We start from the raw sequence: 21,282 nt of genomic DNA, 5'->3' as shown, positions 1-21,282 counted from the left end.
CCCATTATCTCTTTATTGTAAACGTTTCCGTGTTCATTATACTATTTGAGATGCGGGGCATCAAATAAAATGTAAGAAAATTCAAACTATTAACAGAAAGATAACATTTTCTTTATTAAAATTATTGGATTCCTTAAGAATAAGATGAAATGATTTTCGAATATTGAAAAGACGCTTGAAATCTGATATCATCATTAAATAATTTACCTAACTCATATAATCTAGAGAATTAGGCTTTAGAAGTTTCTACCATGTCGCCTTAACGACATGACTATGAGTCACTTATACAATACAACACAAATGGTGCTTTCGAAACAATACGGTTGAAAGTGTGCAGACATCATAATTTACAGGTAAGGACTATTGGGAGATGGGACCTGTACTTTATCCCTGCATATAGCGAGCGATTGTATTTTGAAACGCAGAGAACACTCTCAGCTTCTCAAATTATCAATGAATATGGTTGCTTTAGCATTCGGCTTCAAGGGGTTGAGCTGATGCGGATTATTAGAAGTATGCAGTCATAGCTGTTTTGGCCAAATAGGTTTTTTTTGGCTTGCAGTTAAAGATGAACCTCCTGATAGCAAAGCAAACTTTATATTGATGATGTGTATTGCCTGTGCCACTCATAGATCCTGAAACTCGATTAGCAGTTTGGGATTTTTTTTATACACAAATTGAGGAGGTTTGCTAACGTGGAGGCGTTAAAACAAAAAGTTAAAGAAGATGGTGTGGTCATCGGAGAAAAGATTTTGAAAGTCGATGGGTTCTTGAATCATCAAATCGATGCAAAGTTAATGTATGACATTGGCGAAACATTTTACAAACAGTTCGAAGATCAAGGGATTACTAAGATTTTAACTGTTGAAGCATCAGGTATTGCTCCTGCAATCATGGCAGCATATCGTTTCGGTGTGCCTTGTCTCTTTGCCAAAAAGGCGAAACCGAGTACCTTGAAAGATGGTTTCTATCAAACAGATATTCATTCATTTACAAAGAACAAAACGAATCGTGTGATTGTTTCGAAAGAGTTTTTGGATGAAAATGATCGTGTACTGATTATCGATGACTTCTTAGCTAACGGAGATGCTTCCCTAGGTTTAGACCGTTTGGTTCAACAAGCAGGCGCACAAACAGTTGGTGTCGGTATTGTTGTAGAGAAGAGCTTCCAACAAGGCCGCAAGAAGCTGGAAGAAGCAGGTTTGACAGTTTCTTCTTTATGCCAAGTTGCATCGCTTGCAGGCAATCAAGTGACTTTAGTGGGTGAAGCATAAACATGAAGAACTTCATTCTGAGTCTACAACATTTACTTGCAATGTATGCAGGTGCTATACTAGTTCCAATTATCGTCGGGACCAGCCTTAAATTTACGCCTGAACAGATTGCATATCTGGTAACAGTCGACATCTTCATGTGCGGTGTCGCAACGTTTTTAGAAGCGAACCGAGTAACAGGGACCGGGTTGCCGATCGTATTAGGCTGTACCTTTACGGCAGTTGCACCGATGATATTAATAGGGCAGACAAAAGGGTTAGGCGTTTTATATGGTTCCTTATTTGTTTCGGGAATCTTAGTAGTCTTAATCGCACCAGTCTTCTCCTATGTTGTTAAGTTCTTTCCACCTGTTGTAACAGGAAGCGTCGTAACCATTATCGGTATTAATTTAATGCCGGTTGCGATGAACTATGTTGCAGGAGGCCAAGGTTCTAAAAACTATGGAGATATGAAGAATATCATCTTAGGGTTTTCAACTCTGGTCATCATTTTGATTTTACAACGCTTTACACACGGCTTCTTAAAGTCTATCGCAATTTTAATCGGGTTGATTGCAGGGACTTTATTAGCCAGCGCATTCGGTGTAGTAGATATTAAACAAGTCGGAACAGCACATTGGTTTGAATTTCCAAAGCCGTTTCGCTTCTCTGGATTCAGTTTTGATATCGGTGCTATTTTAGTCTTCTTTATTGTAGCCCTTGTCAGCTTGATTGAATCCACAGGTGTTTATACAGCGCTGAGCAAGATAACCGGAAGACGATTGACGCGTACAGATTACCGCAAAGGTTACACTGCGGAAGGTCTTGCGATTGTCATCGGTTCTATCTTCAATGCTTTTCCATACACTGCTTATTCGCAAAATGTCGGTTTGGTTTCATTATCAGGCGTGAAAAAGAATAATGTCATCTATGGAATGGTTATACTTCTTTTGATTTGCGGTTGTATTCCGAAACTCGGCGCATTAGCCAACGTCATTCCTTTACCAGTGCTCGGCGGTGCAATGATTGCAATGTTCGGGATGGTAATGGCATACGGCGTAAGTATTTTAGGAAGTATTGATTTCAAAAATCAGAATAATCTTTTGATTATTGCTGTAGCTGTCGGATTAGGGACAGGCATCAGTGCTGTTCCGCAAGCATTTAAAGCAATGGGCGAACAATTCGCCTGGTTAACTCAAAATGGAATTGTACTGGGTGCAATTTCAGCAATTGTACTTAATTTCTTTTTTAACGGTATAAAGTATCAACAAAACGAAGAAAATGTGAAATAATGTAATTAAAACAAATAATGGAGGCTGTATTCAATGTGGGAAAATAAATTTGCTAAAGAATCTTTGACGTTCGATGATGTACTCTTAGTTCCAGCGGAGTCTGATGTATTACCTAAGGAAGTAGACTTAAGTGTTGAATTATCAGACAGAATCAAGTTAAATATTCCAGTTATTTCAGCAGGTATGGACACTGTAACTGAGTCAAAAATGGCAATTGCTATGGCAAGACAAGGCGGTCTTGGTGTGGTTCATAAAAATATGAACATCGAAGATCAAGCTGATGAAGTACAAAAAGTTAAACGTTCTGAAAACGGCGTTATCTCTAATCCGTTTTACTTAACTCCAGAAGAAAAAGTTTATGAAGCTGAAGCTTTAATGGGTAAATACCGTATCTCTGGTGTACCGATCGTAGACAATAAAGAAGACCGTAACCTCGTTGGTATTCTCACAAATCGTGACTTGCGTTTTATTGAAGATTTCTCAATTAAAATTTCTGATGTCATGACAAAAGAAGACTTAATTACAGCTCCAGTCGGCACTACTTTAGATGAAGCGGAAAAAATCTTGCAAAAACACAAAATCGAAAAATTACCATTAACAGAAAACGGAAAATTAGAAGGACTTATTACAATCAAAGATATTGAAAAAGTTCATGAATATCCAAACGCAGCAAAAGATGCGCAAGGCCGTTTATTATGTGCAGCAGCTATCGGTATCTCTAAAGATACAGATATCCGTGCAGAAAAATTAGTTGAAGCGGGTGTAGATGCATTAGTTATCGACACTGCACACGGACACTCTAAAGGTGTTATCGACCAAGTAAAACACATTAAGAAAAACTATCCAGACGTAACTGTTATCGCAGGCAACGTTGCGACAGGAGAAGCTACAAAAGCATTATTCGAAGCAGGCGCTGATGTTGTAAAAGTAGGTATCGGACCAGGTTCTATCTGTACAACACGTATCGTTGCTGGTGTAGGTGTACCTCAAATCACTGCAGTATACGATTGTGCAACTGAAGCACGCAAACATGGTAAAGCTATCATTGCTGACGGCGGAATCAAATACTCAGGCGATGTTGTAAAAGCATTAGCAGCCGGCGGACATGCAGTAATGTTAGGAAGCTTGCTTGCAGGTACTGAAGAAAGCCCAGGAGAAACTGAAATCTTCCAAGGCAGACAATACAAAACATACCGCGGTATGGGCTCATTAGGTGCTATGGAAAGCGGATCAAATGACCGTTACTTCCAAGAAGATAAAACACCTAAAAAATATGTGCCGGAAGGTATTGAAGGCCGTATCGCTTACAAAGGTTTATTACAAGACAACATCTATCAATTGATGGGCGGCGTGAGAAGCGGTATGGGTTACACTGGTTCTCATAACTTAAAAGAATTACGTGAAGAAGCAATGTTCACACGTATGGGTCCTGCAGGTTTAGCAGAAAGCCACCCGCACAATATCCAAATCACTAAAGAATCACCAAACTACTCAAGATAAAAGGAGAAACTGATTTATGGAAATGGCGAAAGAACAAGAGTTAATTCTTGTATTAGATTTTGGCAGCCAATACAACCAACTCATTACACGTCGTATTCGTGAAATGGGTGTGTACAGTGAGTTGCACGACCATGAAATTTCAATTGAAGAGATTAAAAAGATGAATCCTAAAGGTATCATCTTATCTGGCGGACCTAACTCAGTTTATGAAGAAGGTTCTTACACAATCGATCCTGAAATTTACAACTTAGGTGTACCCGTACTTGGTATTTGCTACGGTATGCAATTAACGACTAAATTATTAGGCGGTAAAGTTGAGCGTGCGAACGAAAGAGAATACGGTAAAGCAACGATTCATGCAAAATCAGATGAAATCTTCTTTGGTTTACCGGAAGAACAAACAGTATGGATGAGCCACTCAGATAAAGTGATCGAAATTCCAGAAGGCTTTGTTTCAATCGCAGACAGCCCAAGCACACCTTATGCAGCAATCGAAGATAAAGAACGTCGTATTTACGGCGTTCAATTCCACCCAGAAGTACGTCACACTGAATACGGCAACGACATCTTACGCAACTTTGTACGCCGTGTGTGCGACTGTACAGGTGAATGGACAATGGAAAACTTCATTGACGTTGAAATTGAAAAAATCCGTGAAAAAGTAGGCGACCGCAAAGTTTTATGTGCAATGAGCGGCGGTGTAGATTCATCAGTAGTCGCAGTCTTATTGCATAAAGCAATCGGCGACCAGCTTACATGTATCTTTGTAGACCATGGTTTGCTTCGTAAAGGCGAAGGCGACATGGTTATGGAACAATTCGGCGAAGGCTTCAACATGAACATCATTCGTGTGAATGCCAAAGATCGTTTCATGGATAAATTAAAAGGCGTTTCTGATCCTGAACAAAAACGTAAAATCATCGGTAATGAATTCGTTTATGTTTTCGACGATGAAGCTTCTAAATTAAAAGGTGTAGACTTCCTTGCACAAGGCACACTATACACTGACGTTATTGAATCAGGTACAAAAACAGCACAAACAATTAAATCTCACCACAACGTAGGCGGATTGCCTGAAGACATGCAATTTGAATTAATTGAACCTATCAACACATTATTCAAAGATGAAGTACGTGCTTTAGGTATCGAATTAGGTATCCCTGAACACTTAGTTTGGAGACAACCATTCCCAGGTCCAGGACTTGGTATCCGTGTATTGGGTGAAATTACTGAAGAGAAATTAGAAATTGTCCGCGAATCAGACGCTATCTTAAGAGAAGTGATTCGTGAAGAAGGATTAGAACGTGAAATCTGGCAATACTTTACAGTACTTCCAGGTATGCGCTCAGTAGGTGTAATGGGAGACTACCGTACTTACGATTACACAATCGGTATTCGTGCCGTAACGTCTATCGACGGTATGACAAGCGACTTTGCGCGCATTGACTGGGAAGTCTTGCAAAAGATTTCAAGTCGTATTGTAAACGAAGTCGATCACGTCAACAGAGTTGTCTATGATGTGACTTCTAAGCCGCCAAGCACTATAGAATGGGAATAACCAGTCTATAAATATATAAAACGAAAACCCTTTAGCCGCAATGGTTAGAGGGTTTTTTTGGACGCTTAATCGTGACAATGAACAATGAGTGATGACTCTCAAAAGTGAAGTGTTAATTTAAGTAACAAATATGAAGTGCATGATAAACATCGAGCCCGATAACTACTGCGAATAGTTATCGGGCTCTTTTTAGGTGTATTGGTTATGCCATCGCTTTTTTAATCATGATTATTTAACCCATATGAAAATAACATGTTGTTACCCTTGCTAAAATAGGCGCATTTAAAGCTATTGAATGCATATATTCGGAGTTAATAAAACAATAATCCAATTGCGATACCTATTAAAACAATCGACCAAGAAGGGAGTTTGAAATAGGTGAGCAGAACGAAAAGAATACTTGCCAATGCAAAATCTAAAGGTTGCTTAACAGTAGATGTCCAAATCGGCTGATAGAATGCGGCGATTAAGATACCTACGACACCAGCACTGATGCCCTTTAAGAACCCTTCTGCATAAATATTCGATTTAAGACGATCCCAAAACGGTAAGACACCAAATAAAAGTAAAAAGGCAGGTAAAAATATTGCGAAGGTTGCGAGAAGTCCGCCGCCGATACCTCCGATTGATGTACCGATGTACGATGCAAAGGTAAATAAAGGTCCTGGGACTGCTTGAGAAGCCGCATAACCTGTGATGAAATCATTAGAAGAAATGAGACCTTGCGGCACAAATTCTTTTTCTAATAAAGGCAATACTACATGACCGCCGCCGAATACAAGAGAACCAGAACGATAGAAACTATCGAACATTCTTATCCATATGTTTTGTGTAGCTGCACTTAAGACAGGCAGCACAACCAGCAAGCCGGCAAATAAAGAAAGAGAAATAACGCTGACTCTCTTAGGTAAATAAAAGACTTTTGAGTCATGTTTTGAGACAGAAGCGGGCTTAAGAAATACAATACCGTAAATGCCTGTTATCAAAAGTGCAATAACTTGTATATAAATATTGTTGATTAATAATGTAAGTGCCAATACAAACATCGCCAGCATAATCGTTGTTTTTGTATTGGTTAATTTTTTGCCCATACCGAGTATTGCTTGTGCAACAATCGCCACTGCGACTAACTTTAAACCTTGCATCCATGTAAAGTGGGCATTGCCATTCACAAAGAGTGCTGAAAACAGCATTAATAGAATTACAGAAGGCATTGTAAAACCGAGAAAGGCTAATATACCCCCTAAGACACCGCCTCTGATCGTTCCGATACCTATACCGACTTGGCTGCTTGCAGGTCCAGGCAAGAACTGGCACAACGCAACTAAATCAGAGTATTCTTTTTCATTCAGCCATTTGCGCTTCTTTACATATTCATCATAAAAGTAGCCTAAATGTGCAGTCGGACCCCCAAAGGATAAGACACCGAGTTTTAAGGCAACCATAAAAATATTTACATAATTATACATAATAATCTCCTTATTCATTACAGGCTCAACTTATAATTTTTGACACGTTATGCTCTATTATATTGATGCATTGTAAAGGGTTGTGCATGAAAGATGTAAAGAATATTAAATTTTCACATGTTATGGACATGCCTGGCTGGTTTAATTTTCGATTTATTGAAGATGAGATGTATGGATTTTGAAAACATGACATTTCAGTGAAAGAAATATTAACTATAATTAACAAATTATAATTAATTATTAATTTTTAAGTTGATAATTTTAGATATAATTAAATCGAAAAGTCACAACAAAAGAAAAAGAGGAGTGATGCATCATGAATTGGAAACAAATAGCTGCGACATTAGTTCCAGCATCAGCTTTAATTTTAGGTACATTCATGCCTACTGAGGCTCTCGCAGCAGATATTAAACAAGATGAGATCGGTAAAGACGGCAAAATTGTTAAACGCACACAAGTCGGCGGTGATTTTGACGGAGGATTCACGCAACTGGTTCATTTTGACTTTATCGATGATCCGAAATACGACAAAGATGCTTTAGTTGTCCGTACCAAAGGGAATATTGCTTCCCAATTAGAATACGGAAAGTATCGCAAAAGTTTCCTGTTCTATAGCCAGATTAGATATCCTGGCGAGTTTGGCGTACGTGTCGATGTGAAGAACAATCCGAAAACAGAGATATTAGATTATCTGCCGAAGAACAATATTGAAAGCGTCAATGTGACCGAGACATTCGGTTATAACATCGGCGGTTCTATTTCCAGCAATCAATCTGGAAATATCAATGGCGGTCAAAACTATAGTAAAACAATCAACTATAAACAAACCAATTACCGAACACTGTTAAATGGAAATACGAGCAATCAAGGTGTAGGTTGGAATGTTGTTGCGAACAGTTTGTTTTATAACGGTCATATGAATGCACGCGGGGATATGAATTTATTCCATAATGATGGCGAAGAACGTGATGAAAAGCGTCCATCGACATTCTTTGCGGGGAAATCAACGTTGCCTTCGCTGGTGAGAAGCGGTTTTAATCCAGATTTCTTAACTTATTTATCGAACGATAAAGAGAATGAAAAAACACAAATCACAGTGACATATTCACGTAAGAATGATGAAATTGATGCGGCGTATTACAACGATAACTTTGATAAGTATCCGCAAATGAATCTTTATCATCAAAATATTTCAGGAAACACTTATAAAGTAACCTATGAAATTGATTGGAAAAAGAAAAAAGTGAAGATGATTAACCAAGAATCAGAACAGATAGGGCAAGCACCTTTAGAGAAAGACGGTGAATAGGATGGGCAAGAAAGCATTTAAAGTTTTAACATTAAGTACATTGTTAATGGCTTCTATGTTGTCTCAGACGCAAACTGCCAAGGCTGATGGGCATATCCAAGCAGTGATAAAAGATGAAGGCCAGCAAAAAGTGGCATCAGACTCAATGATTTATAAACGTACAGCAACTGCAAGCGACACGCAAAAGCATATTACACAAAGTCTGCAGTTTAATTTCATTAAAGATGAAAGCTATGATAAAGAAACAGTAGTGTTGAAAACAGCAGGTAATATTGCGAGCGGTGCACATATATTAGATCCTTATGCGGTATATACGAGTACAAAACGCTGGCCGGCGAATATAAAGTATCTGTAACGTTGCCGAAAACAGACTCCACAGCCATTATTGATTATGCGCCGCGCAACAGTGATGAATCGCGAGAAGTGACAGAGACGATCGGTTTGAATATCGGAGGCGGCCTCAATCTGAAGGGTGGCGGCGGTGACGCTAATTTGAATGGAAAGTATACATTTAATGAATCTGTAAAATATAAGCAAGATGCTTATCGTACCTTCCTAGAGCAACCCACTTCTCCAAAAGATATCGCTTGGGGTGTAGAAGCCTATAATATTAATGTGAATGGATATGGACCTTATAACAGAGAAAAATACAATGATATACAAAGTTCATATGGCAATGAGCTGTTTTTGAAAAACAGAACCAGCCGAGCAAATGCAGGGAAGAATTTTGTGGATTCTAACCAATTGCCGTCATTGATCGCAAGTTCATTCAACCCTGAATTTTTAACCGTCTTTTCTCATGATTATGATGATAAAGATAAATCTAGAATTAAAGTAAAATACGAAAGAAATATGGATGACTATTTAATCAAGTGGAAAACATTTTACTGGTCTGGTTATAACAAAAAGAATACAGCTAAAGAAGCTATGACAGCGACTTATGAAATTGATTGGGAAACACACAGTGTGAAATTCATTAAAGCAGAATAATAAGCAATATAGCGCAGGACTTACCTCAGCAGCAGTTTTTGGGAGTCCTGCTTTCTGATTGAGATGACAAAAACAGAATGGTGATAGTTTGGCTGATTGCACTATCAAAAATACATGATTTGTATTCATATACTCTATAATATTTAAAATATTTCAGAGGTTTTACTTAAAATTAAGTATTGATTTAAAACTGTTTGAAAATTCATACTATAAAGAAAACAACATTTGCGTTTATAGGATAAAAGGGATAAGCTTGAATGAATACAGTATATAAAGGGGCTGTGGAAAATAGATATATTAATCGGTACGGGCTTATTATTGCTCATTTTAGTCTTTTTTACTTTGTTTACGTATTACGCGCCGGATGGGCGCGCAGTCATGGGGGCCTTAGCAACAGCGGCAATTGCGACTTTCTTAGTGGAAGCACTTCAAGGTTATGTGTTGGGGGACATTCTTAACGTTGAATTCTTGAAAGAAACTGGAAAGTTAGCAGGCACATTGAGTGGGGTCATTGTTGCATTCTTAGTTGCATTATCTAGAAAGATCAATGCGCAAAATTCAGCATTATTAGCAGTATCTTTTGCGGAAATCGGGTTGATTCCTGCACTATTTGCTGCGTATTTAATGTCATTTGTAATTCGCTTTATTCAAAAGAAAATTACAAATGGCATGGATTTTATTATTGTAGTAATTGTTTGTATTCCGATCGCACGACTATTAGGTGTAGGTTTTACACCATTGGTTGACGGTTCATTGCTGAAAATCGGGGGCATTATTGATGCAGCAATGAATACAAGTCCATTACTTATGGGATTAATCCTTGGCGGTATTGTAACGGTAGTAGGAACATCGCCATTAAGCTCAATGGCACTGACAGCTATGTTAGGTCTGACAGGTGCACCAATGGCTGTTGCAGCATTAACAGCTTTTGCGTCAAGTTTCATGAATACAACGTTGCTGCACCGCTTGAAAATCGGTAATTTAAAATCAGTGATCTCAATTGCGATTGAACCATTATCAAAAGCGGATTTGGTTTCTTCGAATCCAGTTCCGATTTATGTCACGAACTTTATCGGCGGAGGGCTGGCCGGAATGGTCATTGCTTACTCAGGGCTTATCAACAATGCACCGGGTACGGCAGCTCCGACACCAGGTATACTCGTTATGTTTGGGTTCAACCCCGCACTTGAAGTATTGAAGTACGCTGCAATCGCAGCGGTCATCTGTTTGATTGTCGGATTTGTGATGGCTTATTTATTTAGAAATTATCCGATCAGAAACAGTGAAGTTTTAGGATATGAATCCGAAATCCTTAAAAAATCAAAAACAAAATAATGTTGAATATTACAGCATCGTAGCGAAATTAGTTTGCTATGGTGCTGTATTTTTATTTCTCTTCAAAAGAGACCATAAACGGATGTTGCGTGTCGTCTAAGCAGAGATTGATACGTGTTTTGAAATTACCCCATGTGACTTGCTGCATGACTTGTTCATACGAAAAGAAACCGACTTCCAAGCTTTCTTCGCTGGTCGTAAGGCTGCCGCTGACATACTCTGCGCAAAATAAATGATTCACAATGGAATGATTGGTATTTTGAAACGCACCGCAGTATTTCGTAATTTCAACGTTGACGCCGGCTTCTTCTTTAACTTCACGTATTGCAGCGTCTGTAATGGTTTCGCCGTTTTCTACTTGACCACCAGGCATTTCCCAACCTCGTCTCGGACTTTTAATTAATAAAATTTCATTTTTGTCATTGGTTACTAGACATGATGCTGAAAGTATATGCAAAGGGGGCATAGGTAAACTCCTTTTTTTCTTATTTTAAAGCGATGTGAATTTTTTGTTTGAATTAGGCTAGAAGATAATTAAGTATTATTTACTCGTTCAGTTATGGAGCTTAACATAGCAACGCAGACAAAGCGACAATTTCTAAAGATTGGAAACGATAGAGTAAGCAACAATCAATTGATATATTAGATAAAAATGTGTGAAAAAAGAATTTTAGGCAATAATGTGTTAAAGTATAGCAAATACAAAGACACAACCCTAGGAGGAACAGTTTTGCCAAAAAAATTATCAATAATCGTTCCTGTCTATAATAAAACATTATATTTAGCACAGTGTATTCAATCTATTGATGAGCTTGAGCTCAACCATTCAGAAATAGAGGCGATTTTCATAGACGACGCATCAACAGATGATTCACTGTCGCAACTGCAGCAATATGAAGTTACGCGCGATTATATGCGTGTGATTGCATTAGAAGAAAATACAGGCAGTCCTGCACAACCTAGAAATGTGGGTATAGATGCGGCCGAAGGCAGCTATGTTACATTTTTAGATGCAGATGATTGGCTGGATGCAAAAGGCTTTCCAAAATTATTGGATCAAGTCATTGCGAATGACGCAGATATCGCATTCGGACAAGCTCTGAAACATAAAGATCGTTCAATCAGCAAGATTGCGCGTTTTGCATCCTATCAAAAGGCAGAAGACTTAGTTCCTTATGAAATAGATAAAATATTTCGTGCCGTAGGCCCTCCGGGCAAAATCATTAAGAAAAGTGTAATAACTGACAACAATATTCAGTTTGAGCATATGAAGTATGGAGAAGATAAGCTTTTCTTTACAGAAGTCATTGCATTGGCACAACAGGCAGTGATGAATGATGTCACGGTCTATCATGTGAATCGATATGATGCCAATCAATCGCTGGTGACTGAGACAGATGTTTTTGAAAAAACAGATCTGAATTTAAAAGTGTTAAAAGCAGTGCTGGATTTAGACATCCCTGAGACTGCGCGCAAACATGTCATCAGCAGAATCGTTGAATTAGATTATTTATCACGCTTATTCATCAACCGCCGCTTTTTAAATAGTGCACATCAACCGCACTTTTATCAAGCTTTCGAAACACTTGTGGGAGTATTAAAAGAAAAAGGTCATGACATTACAGATTATTTAACTGAAGAAAAATATGAAAAAGTATGTTACTGCTTATTAGAAGGAACATCTGAACAAGTGAATGTACTTATCTCATCATTAGTCGAAGGTGCACGTGCACCGCATTATGTTTATAACGGACAAGTGTATTTTGACTTGCCAGAAAGCGTGCAAGCATACAAACCGTTGGCAGAGCCGATGTATGCTGTTTACGGAGGTACACATTGTCTTGATGATACTTTCTATGAAGTGATCAATGTTTACAAAGCACCAGCGACACAAGTCAATGCAGTGCAGTTAGTCAAAATAAGAGACGAGTCTGTCATAACAGAAACAACATTTGAAACAAACGGCAATCAGCTTTTCGTGCCATCGACTGCACTCGAAACCGATTATGACTTTAATATTCAATTGATTTATGACGGCTATAAGCCTTGCAAGGTTCAAATGACGTTGCCGAGTGCTGCGACAGCACCGCCGATGCATCGTCAAAGCTTTAAAGCAGAATTTGTCTTTCGAGATACAAAAGCGGATAAGACAAAAACAAAACCTGTTGATACGGCTAAGTATTACACTGAAATTCCAAAACAAGTTTATGCGATTAAAAAATTCAAAGTCTATCAAGATACAGAATTTAAAAACGAAGCAGCGCGTTCTATAGAAGTCGGTGAACTGGTGTCAGTATCAGATATTCAATATTCGCATAAAGGCACACCGCGGTTAGTCTTAGAAGACGGCAATATTATTACTGCGAATAAGAACTTTGTAACAACAACAGATGAAACTGATTCAGAACAATATTTCATAACATGCCCGTCAGCTGTAAAAGTAATTAAAAATTGCAAGGGTTATGAAGACCGCAATTTTAAAAATGAGACGGGTGACGCAATTAAAAAAGGTACAACAAAATCGATTGAAAAAATTGTTTTTTCTTCAAAAGGCACACCGCGATTGAAAACAGCAGATGGTATTTACATGACTGCGAATCGTGATTTTGTACAAGCAATTGATTAAGGAGCTGGTTTTTTATACCAACTCCTTTTTTTATTGGAACGTGAAGCTTAAAGATGGCAGCCCTCTTCATGACAAGCTTTAAAGTACTTTAGCAGAAAAGAGAAAGGAAGGCTTAATTGATAAAAATAAGATTTTCTTCGTCCGTATTATTAATTTTGTAAATTATTATAGATGTTGTTGACAGAGAGAAAAGAAAGCGGTATGATTCAATACATAATTATTTTCTGACAATTCGAACATCGTATCAATTTGAATTGTATGGCACAACATCTATATAATATGAGGGGAGAGTATTTTATTGACTTCTAAAATTACTTATACAAACTTCGCCTCAGATCCTTTTGAATCATTGGATGTTACTGATGAAACAAAAGGTGCGTATCATGTTTTGAAATGGGCATATGATACTTACGGAGATGAAATTGTATATGCTTGCAGTTTCGGGGCAGAGGGCATTGTCTTGATTAACTTAATTTCGCAAGTAAAACCAGACGCTCGTATCGTCTTTTTAGATACAGGTCTCCATTTTGAAGAAACTTATGATTTAATCGACCGCGTGAAAGCGAAATATCCTGATTTAAACATTATAATGAAAAAACCTGACTTAACAGTGGATGAACAAGCACAAAAATACGGCGGCAACCTTTGGCGAAGAGATCCGAACCAATGCTGCTATATTCGCAAAGTCAAACCGCTTGAAGAAGTACTTACAGGTCAAACGGCTTGGGTATCTGGACTCAGAAGAGAACAATCACCGACAAGACGCAATACGAACTTTATTAATAAAGATGATCGTTTTGAATCTATCAAAGTTTGTCCTTTAATTCACTGGACTTGGGATGATGTTTGGGATTACATTAAATCCAATGATTTACCTTATAACACACTGCATGATCAAAATTATCCGAGTATCGGATGTGCACCTTGTACATCACCTGTTTTTGAAGGCGGAGATTCTAGAGAAGGCAGATGGCAAAACAACATGAAAACCGAATGCGGACTGCATGTTGGACGTAAATCATAATAGGACTTGAAATTTTTTTGAACCGAATCCTTAGTAAACGCATTGGAATTAAACTCTTGTTGTTAAAACAATAATCATATTCCGCAACATATATTTTTTTGATTATAATTCCTACTAAAAAACTAAGGATATCAACCATAATATGGGGGGAAGACACTTGAATTTATCAGCAACAAATAGTCCGTTCAACGATGAACAGGCACAACTTATTAATCAAGCGTTATCAACATTATCAAATGACCAAAAGCTTTGGCTTAGCGGTTACTTAACAGCGAACATGCAAGGCGGAACAGCAGAAGCACCCGCACCTCAAGCTGCAGGCGCAGTTCAGCAAAGCGGTGCAGTTGCAGCGCCGCAAGTTGTAGAACCAAGAAAAATTACTATTCTGTTCGGTTCTGAATCTGGTAACGCTCAATGGGTAGCGGAATTGCTTGAAAGTAAATTAAAAGAGAATGACTTTGATGCAACATTGAGTGAGATGGACCAATATAAAACAAAAGAATTGAAAAATGTTGAAGATTTATTGATAGTGACTTCAACACATGGCGAAGGCGATCCGCCGGACAATGCACTTTCATTCTATGAGTTCTTATATGGTCGAAAAGCCCCTAAATTAGACGGTGCACGCTTCTCAGTCTTAGCATTAGGCGACCAATCTTACGAATTCTTCTGTCAAACAGGTAAAGAATTCGATGCACGCTTAGAAGAACTAGGCGCTGAACGTATCTTGCCTCGTGTCGATTGCGACATTGATTTCGAAGGACTTGCGAATGAATGGATTGATAACATTATTAACGAACTTGGCGACCAAGAAGTGAAACAAGTCGTGCAAGATGCTGAAGAAACACCGGTACAAGATGTATCAGCACCTATCTATTCAAGAACAAATCCTTATGAAGCAGAAGTATTAGAAAATATTAACCTTACAGGACGCGGTTCTAATAAAGAAATCCATCACCTTGAATTATCATTAGAAGGTTATGGTGATGAATATGCACCAGGCGATTCTATTAATATCTTGCCGGAAAATGATCCGGAATTAGTCGATGAACTCATCGATATGCAAGATTGGGTTGCTGAAAAAGATGTTGTTATTAATACACAAGGCGACAAATTGCCTTTAGGCGAAGCATTAACATCTTACTTTGAAATTACAAAATTAACAAAACCGCTGATTGAAGCAGCAGCGCAAATCTTTGATAACGAAGATTTACTAGATAAAGCTTCAGACAGCGAATGGGTGAAAGAATATATTTATGGTCGCGACTTATTAGACCTGTTAGATGACTTCCCGACTGAATCTTTACAACCTGACCAATTACATCAGTTCTTAAGAAAAATCCCAGCGAGAAGCTATTCGATTTCCAGCAGTAATAAAGCAAATGAAGATGAAGTGCATATCACAGTATGTGCAGTGCGTTATGAAGCGCATAATCGCGACCGTTCAGGCGTTTGCAGCGTACAATTAGCTGAACGTGTTGAACCAGGCGACAAATTAAAAGTGTACTTGAAGAAAAACCCTAACTTCAAATTTCCATTTGATGAAAACACACCAGTGATCATGATTGGTCCAGGTACAGGTGTTGCGCCGTTCCGCGGTGTACTTCAAGAACGTGAAGAATTAGATTTAACAGGCAATACATGGTTATTCTTCGGTAATCAGCACTTTAATACAGACTTCCTTTACCAAACTGAAATTCAAGATTGGTTGAAGAACGGTGTGTTAGAAAAAGTAGATTTAGCCTTTTCACGAGATCAAGAAGAAAAACGTTATGTTCAACATTTAATTGATGAAAAAAGTTCAGAATTCTACGAGTGGTTAAGAAATGGTGCAGCGATTTATGTCTGCGGCGATGAAAAACATATGGCTAAAGATGTACATCAAGCAATTATCCATGTCCTTGAAAAAGAAGGCGGCTTAACTGAAGAAGAATCAGAAGAGTACTTAGCAGAATTGAAAAAAGAAAAACGCTATCAACGTGACGTTTACTAATTTTTGAGGAGGCAAATTATGGCTAAGAATGACAATGATTTATATAAAGGCTTAGATGATTTAGAACGCAATAAAGGCGAAAGCAACTATTTGCGCGGCACAATTGTCGAAGGCTTGAATGACCCTGTTACAGGTGCAATTGCGGATGATGATACAAAATTATTAAAATTCCACGGCAGCTATATGCAAGATGACCGTGACTTGCGCCAAGAACGACGCAAACAAAAATTAGAACCCCTCTACGCATTCATGATTCGAGTGCGTATTCCTGGGGGACGTGTAACACCAGAACAATGGTTGAAATTAGATAAATTAGCAGATGATTTCGCGGGTGAACAAATCCGTCTAACAACACGTCAAACATTGCAATATCACGGTATTTTCAAACGTAATCTAAAAAAATCTATGCAAGCTATTAATGCGGCAGTATTAGATTCTATCGCAGCTTGCGGTGACGTTAACCGTAACGTCATGTGCAACCCAAATCCTTATCAATCTGATGTGTATGGTGAAATTAATGAGTATGCTTCAGAAATCAGTAATCACCTTTTACCGAAAACAACGGCTTACCATGAAATCTGGTTAGATGGCGAGAAAGTAATCGATTCTAAAAAAGAAGATCATGAACCGATGTATGGTAAAACGTATTTACCGCGTAAATTCAAAATCGGTATTGCATTACCGCCGTCTAATGATATCGATGTCTACTCTCAAGATATTGGTTTAATCGGTATCGTTGAAAACGATGAATTAACTGGCTTTACAGTGACTATCGGAGGCGGAATGGGAAGCAAGCATGACGACTTAAGAACGCATCCGCAAGTCGGTAAAGTATTAGGTTATATTCCTAAAGAAAAAGCTGCAGAAGTTTGTGAAAAAATCTTAACGATTCAACGCGACTTCGGCGATCGTGATGATCGTCAGCAAGCACGTTTCAAATATACTGTTGAACGTAAAGGTGTAGATTGGATTCGCGAAGAGCTTAATAATCGTTTAGGCTGGGAAATCGAAGATGCGAAACCTTTCGAATTCGACAGCAACGGCGACCGCTTAGGCTGGGTTGAAGGTTCAGGAAAATATCATTATACGTTATTTATCCAAAACGGACGTATTAAAGATACTGAAGACTTCAAATTAAAAACAGCTATCAAAAAAATCGCTCAAGTGCATAAAGGCGAAATTCGTATGACACCGAACCAAAACTTGATATTTGCGAACGTTGATAAAGCAGACAAACCAAAAATCGATGCATTAATCGAAGAGTACGGCTTAACAGATGGCAAAAATTACAGCGGTTTGCGCCGCAACTCAATGGCATGTGTAGCATTCCCTACATGCGGTTTGGCAATGGCTGAATCTGAACGTTATTTACCATCACTTGTCAGCAAAATCGAAGATATCTTAGATGAATTCGGTTTAAGAGAAGAAGAAATCACAATCCGTATGACAGGCTGCCCGAATGGATGTGCACGTCCAGCATTAGCTGAGATTGCCTTTATCGGTAAAGCACCTGGCAAATACAACTTCTACTTAGGCGGAAGCTTCATCGGTGAAAGATTGAATAAATTATACAAAGAAAATATTGGAGAAGAAGAAATTTTAGAAAGTCTTCGTCCGATTTTAGAACAGTTCAGCAAAGAACGTGAAGAAGGCGAACATTTCGGAGACTTTGTCGTACGCAAAGGTATTGTAGATAAAGTGACAGATGGACGCGACTTCAGATAATGACATTTAACTTGCGAGAGAAAGTGCTGTACGTTTTGTCGTACACACTTTCAATCGCAATCATTATAAACAAATGAGGTGATCGGATGGGGAAAGTATATATAGTGGGCGCAGGCCCGGGTGATCCGGATTTAATCACAGTCAAGGGTGTTAAAGCGATAGAAAGCGCAACTGTGATTTTATATGATCGCCTCGTTAATAAAGCGTTATTAGCATATGCGAAGCCGAATACAAGGTTGGTTTATTGCGGGAAAGACCCAAGCGGTTTATCTATTCCGCAAGAAGAAATCAATGCATTGCTTGTCAGTTTCGCGAACAAAGGACATACTGTCGCAAGATTAAAAGGCGGAGATCCTTTCTTGTTCGGCAGAGGCGGGGAAGAAGCGGAAGTATTGGCAGAACAAAATATTCCGTTTGAAATCGTACCCGGTATTACATCTGGAATTGCGGCACCTGCTTATGCAGGTATTCCTGTAACACATCGTGATTACAGTTCATCCGTTGCATTTGTGACGGGCGTCAATAAAGCTAAAACGTTAAAAGAAGATTACTGGAAACATTTAGCATTAGGACCTGAAACACTATGTATTTATATGGGTGTCAGCAGATTGCCTGAAATCAGCCGATTATTAATCCGTCACGGCAGACCGAAAGCTACACCGGCGGCATTGGTATATCAAGGTACAAGCGGTGTTCAGCAAACTGCAGTCGGAACACTTGAGAATATCGCAGAAGTCGCAAAAGACTTTAAAAATCCGTCGATGATTGTAGTAGGCGAAGTCGTGCAGATGCATGACAAAATCAGCTGGTTCCAAACGATGACAGAAAAAGCAGCAGCGCAACAATAAAATCCGCAGGGGTATTCGTATTATACTTTGTGAAATTTCTTAACTTTAATTCCTTGTAAACACATAAGAATAATAACGAAACTCTGCTTTTAAATAAAAGTAATTTGAAAATTGTAAAAATTGATTAAGGTCAACAAGAGGTTAAGCTTACTTTTTATTTGGAAACCTCTTGAATTATCATGATTAAACCTAAAAAGGTATTTGATTATTGATAGAAAGGAGCAAAGACAATGAAAAAACTATTAATTATTGCCCTTGTAGGGTTTTTTGCACAATTGGTTGATGGTTCCCTCGGTATGGGCTTCGGCGTAACATCTTCATCGATTTTGTTATCGCTCGGTTTAGCACCAGCTATTGTATCAGCGACAATCCACTTCTCTGAAATTGCGACAACAGCAGCATCAGGTGTCTCTCACATGTCGTTTTCAAACGCAGATAAACGTTTAATTTTAAAATTAGCGGTGCCCGGATCGATGGCGGCTTTCATTGGAGCCGCGGTAGTCAGCCATTTGCATGCAGGTATTGTAAAACCTGTCGTTGCTTTGTTCCTGATTACAATCGGTATTTATATTTTAGTGCAATTTGCTTTTAAACGCAGACAAGTTAAGAAGCTGACTAAAGGGTCAGAGTTGAGTAATAAATTTATGTTCCCGCTTGGGTTTACAGCAGGTTTCTTAACAGCAATCGGCGGAGGCGGCTGGGGTCCTGTGAATACATCAGCGTTGCTTGCACGTCGTGATATTAACGTCAGACATGTCATCGGAAGTGTTTCAATCAGCGAGTTCTTCGTAACGATTGCTGCATCCATCAGTTTCTTAATCTTTTTACCGTTACACCTTATTAACTGGGGATTGGTACTGGCATTAAGTGTGGGCGGCGTTGCTGCTGCACCTTTTGCTGCATGGTTAGTAAAAGTTATCCCGGTTAATGTGTTAGGTATTTTCGTCGGCGGTTTGATTATCTTTACGAACAGCAACACTTTAATGAAAGCATTCCATGTTCCTGGTGAAGTTTCAGGAGTGGTAAGAATCGGTGTTATCGCCGCATGGTTAGTTTTATTGTTTGTTATTTTGCGCAAAGAAGGCAGATTACCCAATTTTTTTCAGAAAAAAGAACCAAATAAAGTAGGAAGAGTTAAACAATAAGAGGAGATGAGTCAATTGGCAACAGCAACACAAATTTTAGAATATACGAGTACACCGCATGGCGGTAAATTGATCAACCGACAACTTGAAGGTGCAGAACGAGATGCTTTAATTGAAGCAGCAGCATCATTTAAAAAATTAACTTTAAATGCTTGGAGTTTATCGGACTTAGAATTAATCGCAATCGGCGGATTCAGTCCATTAACAGGTTTTATGGGAGAAGCGGACTATAAGAATGTCGTTGATAACTTACATTTAGAAGATGGAACATTATGGAGTATTCCGATTACATTGCCAGTAAGCGAAACAGAAGCTAAACAATATGAAATCGGTGATCAAATCGCATTATACGGCGAAGATGAAAAGTTATATGGTGTTTTAACTTTGGAAGAAAAGTATACGTATGACAAAGAAAAAGAAGCACAAAATGTATACGGTACGACAGAAGAAGCCCATCCAGGTGTGAAAAAAGTCTATGAAAAAGGCAATGTTTACTTAGCAGGTCCGATTCAACTTGTGAACAGACCAGATCACAGCGAATTCGAAGAATTCGAATTAGATCCTATCGAAGTTCGTCAAATGTTCCATGATTTAGGATGGAAAACAGTGGTAGGTTTCCAAACACGCAACCCTGTTCACCGTGCACACGAATACATCCAAAAATCAGCTTTAGAAACAGTCGACGGATTATTATTAAATCCATTGGTAGGTGAAACTAAAGCAGATGATATCCCTGCAGATGTACGTATGGAAAGCTATCAAGTTATCTTGAAAAACTACTTCCCTAAAGATCGCGCACGCTTAGCAATCTATCCAGCAGCGATGCGTTATGCAGGTCCTAGAGAAGCTATCTTGCATGCAATTGTGCGCTTGAACTACGGTTGTACACACTTCATCGTAGGTCGTGACCATGCAGGTGTTGGCGACTACTACGGCACATATGAAGCACAAGAGTTAATTTCAAAATACCAACATGAGTTGGGTATTCATATTCTAAAATTTGAGCATGCGTTCTATTGCACAAAATGCGGTAATATGGCGACAGCGAAAACTTGCCCGCATGATGCGAAATATCATGTGCACTTAAGCGGTACAAAAGTACGTGAGAAATTACGTAACGGCGAACCATTACCAGAAGAATTCTCTCGTCCAGAGGTGGCAGAAGTTTTAATTCGCGGATTACGCAGACATAGAGAACAAAACGAGGAGGCGTAA

17 protein-coding genes and 1 riboswitch are annotated in these 21,282 nt (G+C 38.7%); of the genes, 15 read left to right on the top strand and 2 right to left on the bottom strand.

Annotation, left to right across the window (positions count from 1 at the left end; genetic code table 11):
- The first annotated feature begins 192 nt into the window (after window positions 1-192).
- Window positions 193-294, top strand: a riboswitch (purine riboswitch).
- Between the two features lie 401 nt (window positions 295-695).
- The 4 genes from xpt to guaA are packed head-to-tail and all read left to right on the top strand — an operon-like array spanning window position 696 to window position 5,603.
- Window positions 696-1,274, top strand: a complete 579-nt coding sequence (gene xpt / locus DVJ99_RS09910; RefSeq protein ID WP_105994465.1) for a xanthine phosphoribosyltransferase — start codon at window positions 696-698, stop codon at window positions 1,272-1,274.
- A gap of 2 nt (window positions 1,275-1,276) precedes the next feature.
- Entirely contained in the window at window positions 1,277-2,545 is a 1,269-nt protein-coding gene (pbuX, locus tag DVJ99_RS09905) for a xanthine permease PbuX (protein ID WP_105994466.1), read from the top strand.
- A 33-nt stretch (window positions 2,546-2,578) separates the two neighbouring features.
- Window positions 2,579-4,045, top strand: a complete 1,467-nt coding sequence (gene guaB / locus DVJ99_RS09900) for an IMP dehydrogenase (RefSeq protein WP_114604082.1) — start codon at window positions 2,579-2,581, stop codon at window positions 4,043-4,045.
- Between the two features lie 16 nt (window positions 4,046-4,061).
- A complete protein-coding gene (guaA, locus tag DVJ99_RS09895; protein ID WP_105994468.1) occupies window positions 4,062-5,603 on the top strand; it encodes a glutamine-hydrolyzing GMP synthase in 1,542 nt (513 codons plus the stop codon).
- Window positions 5,604-5,914: 311 nt separating this feature from the next.
- Here guaA and chrA read toward each other — a convergent pair whose 3' ends face one another.
- Window positions 5,915-7,072, bottom strand: coding sequence for a chromate efflux transporter (gene chrA / locus DVJ99_RS09890; RefSeq protein ID WP_114604081.1), 1,158 nt, complete (start codon window positions 7,070-7,072; stop codon window positions 5,915-5,917).
- 316 nt (window positions 7,073-7,388) lie between these two features.
- Here chrA and DVJ99_RS09885 point away from each other — a divergent pair, with 316 nt between their 5' ends.
- The 4 genes from DVJ99_RS09885 to DVJ99_RS09870 all read left to right on the top strand — a co-directional run bounded on the left by DVJ99_RS09885 (window position 7,389) and on the right by DVJ99_RS09870 (window position 10,706).
- Window positions 7,389-8,381 (top strand): leukocidin family pore-forming toxin, encoded by a 993-nt coding sequence (locus DVJ99_RS09885; RefSeq protein ID WP_114604080.1) that lies wholly within the window; start codon window positions 7,389-7,391, stop codon window positions 8,379-8,381.
- Window position 8,382: 1 nt separating this feature from the next.
- Complete coding sequence (locus DVJ99_RS09880; protein ID WP_114604079.1) at window positions 8,383-8,736, top strand: leukocidin family pore-forming toxin; 354 nt, start codon at window positions 8,383-8,385, stop codon at window positions 8,734-8,736.
- Between the two features lie 2 nt (window positions 8,737-8,738).
- Complete coding sequence (locus tag DVJ99_RS09875; protein ID WP_162912178.1) at window positions 8,739-9,371, top strand: leukocidin family pore-forming toxin; 633 nt, start codon at window positions 8,739-8,741, stop codon at window positions 9,369-9,371.
- Window positions 9,372-9,659: 288 nt separating this feature from the next.
- Window positions 9,660-10,706 carry a PTS sugar transporter subunit IIC gene (locus tag DVJ99_RS09870; protein WP_114604077.1) on the top strand — a complete coding sequence of 349 codons (1,047 nt, stop codon included), beginning with the start codon at window positions 9,660-9,662 and terminating at the stop codon, window positions 10,704-10,706.
- A gap of 52 nt (window positions 10,707-10,758) precedes the next feature.
- On the opposite strand, the gene DVJ99_RS09865 is transcribed toward DVJ99_RS09870, so the two are convergent.
- The gene (locus DVJ99_RS09865; protein ID WP_114604076.1) at window positions 10,759-11,172 is read right to left on the bottom strand and encodes an NUDIX hydrolase; all 414 of its coding nucleotides are present in this window, start codon (window positions 11,170-11,172) and stop codon (window positions 10,759-10,761) included.
- A 264-nt stretch (window positions 11,173-11,436) separates the two neighbouring features.
- Here DVJ99_RS09865 and DVJ99_RS09860 point away from each other — a divergent pair, with 264 nt between their 5' ends.
- The 7 genes from DVJ99_RS09860 (at window position 11,437) to sat (ending at window position 21,282) form a co-directional block, all read left to right on the top strand.
- Window positions 11,437-13,332, top strand: a complete 1,896-nt coding sequence (locus DVJ99_RS09860) for a DUF5776 domain-containing protein (RefSeq protein WP_114604075.1) — start codon at window positions 11,437-11,439, stop codon at window positions 13,330-13,332.
- Between the two features lie 298 nt (window positions 13,333-13,630).
- The gene (locus DVJ99_RS09855) at window positions 13,631-14,356 is read left to right on the top strand and encodes a phosphoadenylyl-sulfate reductase (RefSeq protein WP_114604074.1); all 726 of its coding nucleotides are present in this window, start codon (window positions 13,631-13,633) and stop codon (window positions 14,354-14,356) included.
- Window positions 14,357-14,513: 157 nt separating this feature from the next.
- Window positions 14,514-16,349, top strand: a complete 1,836-nt coding sequence (locus DVJ99_RS09850) for an assimilatory sulfite reductase (NADPH) flavoprotein subunit (protein WP_162912177.1) — start codon at window positions 14,514-14,516, stop codon at window positions 16,347-16,349.
- Window positions 16,350-16,367: 18 nt separating this feature from the next.
- Complete coding sequence (locus DVJ99_RS09845; RefSeq protein ID WP_114604072.1) at window positions 16,368-18,074, top strand: NADPH-dependent assimilatory sulfite reductase hemoprotein subunit; 1,707 nt, start codon at window positions 16,368-16,370, stop codon at window positions 18,072-18,074.
- An 86-nt stretch (window positions 18,075-18,160) separates the two neighbouring features.
- Window positions 18,161-18,922, top strand: coding sequence for a uroporphyrinogen-III C-methyltransferase (gene cobA / locus DVJ99_RS09840; RefSeq protein WP_114604071.1), 762 nt, complete (start codon window positions 18,161-18,163; stop codon window positions 18,920-18,922).
- 230 nt (window positions 18,923-19,152) lie between these two features.
- Complete coding sequence (locus tag DVJ99_RS09835) at window positions 19,153-20,067, top strand: sulfite exporter TauE/SafE family protein (RefSeq protein WP_105994479.1); 915 nt, start codon at window positions 19,153-19,155, stop codon at window positions 20,065-20,067.
- Window positions 20,068-20,082: 15 nt separating this feature from the next.
- Complete coding sequence (sat, locus tag DVJ99_RS09830; RefSeq protein WP_114604070.1) at window positions 20,083-21,282, top strand: sulfate adenylyltransferase; 1,200 nt, start codon at window positions 20,083-20,085, stop codon at window positions 21,280-21,282.

The organism is Staphylococcus sp. EZ-P03 (assembly GCF_003344575.1).
Taxonomy (GTDB): Bacteria; Bacillota; Bacilli; order Staphylococcales; family Staphylococcaceae; genus Staphylococcus; species Staphylococcus simulans_B.
The sequence above is the reverse complement of the archived record's forward strand: the minus strand, read 5'-3'. Positions and strand labels throughout refer to the sequence as shown.

Bases quoted from the DNA above. Each gene is read 5' to 3' on its own strand.
- pbuX (WP_105994466.1), top strand. From the start codon at position 1,277: ATGAAGAACTTCATTCTGAGTCTACAACATTTACTTGCAATGTATGCA.
- guaB (WP_114604082.1), top strand. From the start codon at position 2,579: ATGTGGGAAAATAAATTTGCTAAAGAATCTTTGACGTTCGATGATGTA.
- guaA (WP_105994468.1), top strand. From the start codon at position 4,062: ATGGAAATGGCGAAAGAACAAGAGTTAATTCTTGTATTAGATTTTGGC.
- chrA (WP_114604081.1), bottom strand. From the start codon at position 7,072: ATGTATAATTATGTAAATATTTTTATGGTTGCCTTAAAACTCGGTGTC.
- DVJ99_RS09885 (WP_114604080.1), top strand. From the start codon at position 7,389: ATGAATTGGAAACAAATAGCTGCGACATTAGTTCCAGCATCAGCTTTA.
- DVJ99_RS09880 (WP_114604079.1), top strand. From the start codon at position 8,383: ATGGGCAAGAAAGCATTTAAAGTTTTAACATTAAGTACATTGTTAATG.
- DVJ99_RS09865 (WP_114604076.1), bottom strand. From the start codon at position 11,172: ATGCCCCCTTTGCATATACTTTCAGCATCATGTCTAGTAACCAATGAC.
- DVJ99_RS09845 (WP_114604072.1), top strand. From the start codon at position 16,368: ATGGCTAAGAATGACAATGATTTATATAAAGGCTTAGATGATTTAGAA.
- cobA (WP_114604071.1), top strand. From the start codon at position 18,161: ATGGGGAAAGTATATATAGTGGGCGCAGGCCCGGGTGATCCGGATTTA.
- DVJ99_RS09835 (WP_105994479.1), top strand. From the start codon at position 19,153: ATGAAAAAACTATTAATTATTGCCCTTGTAGGGTTTTTTGCACAATTG.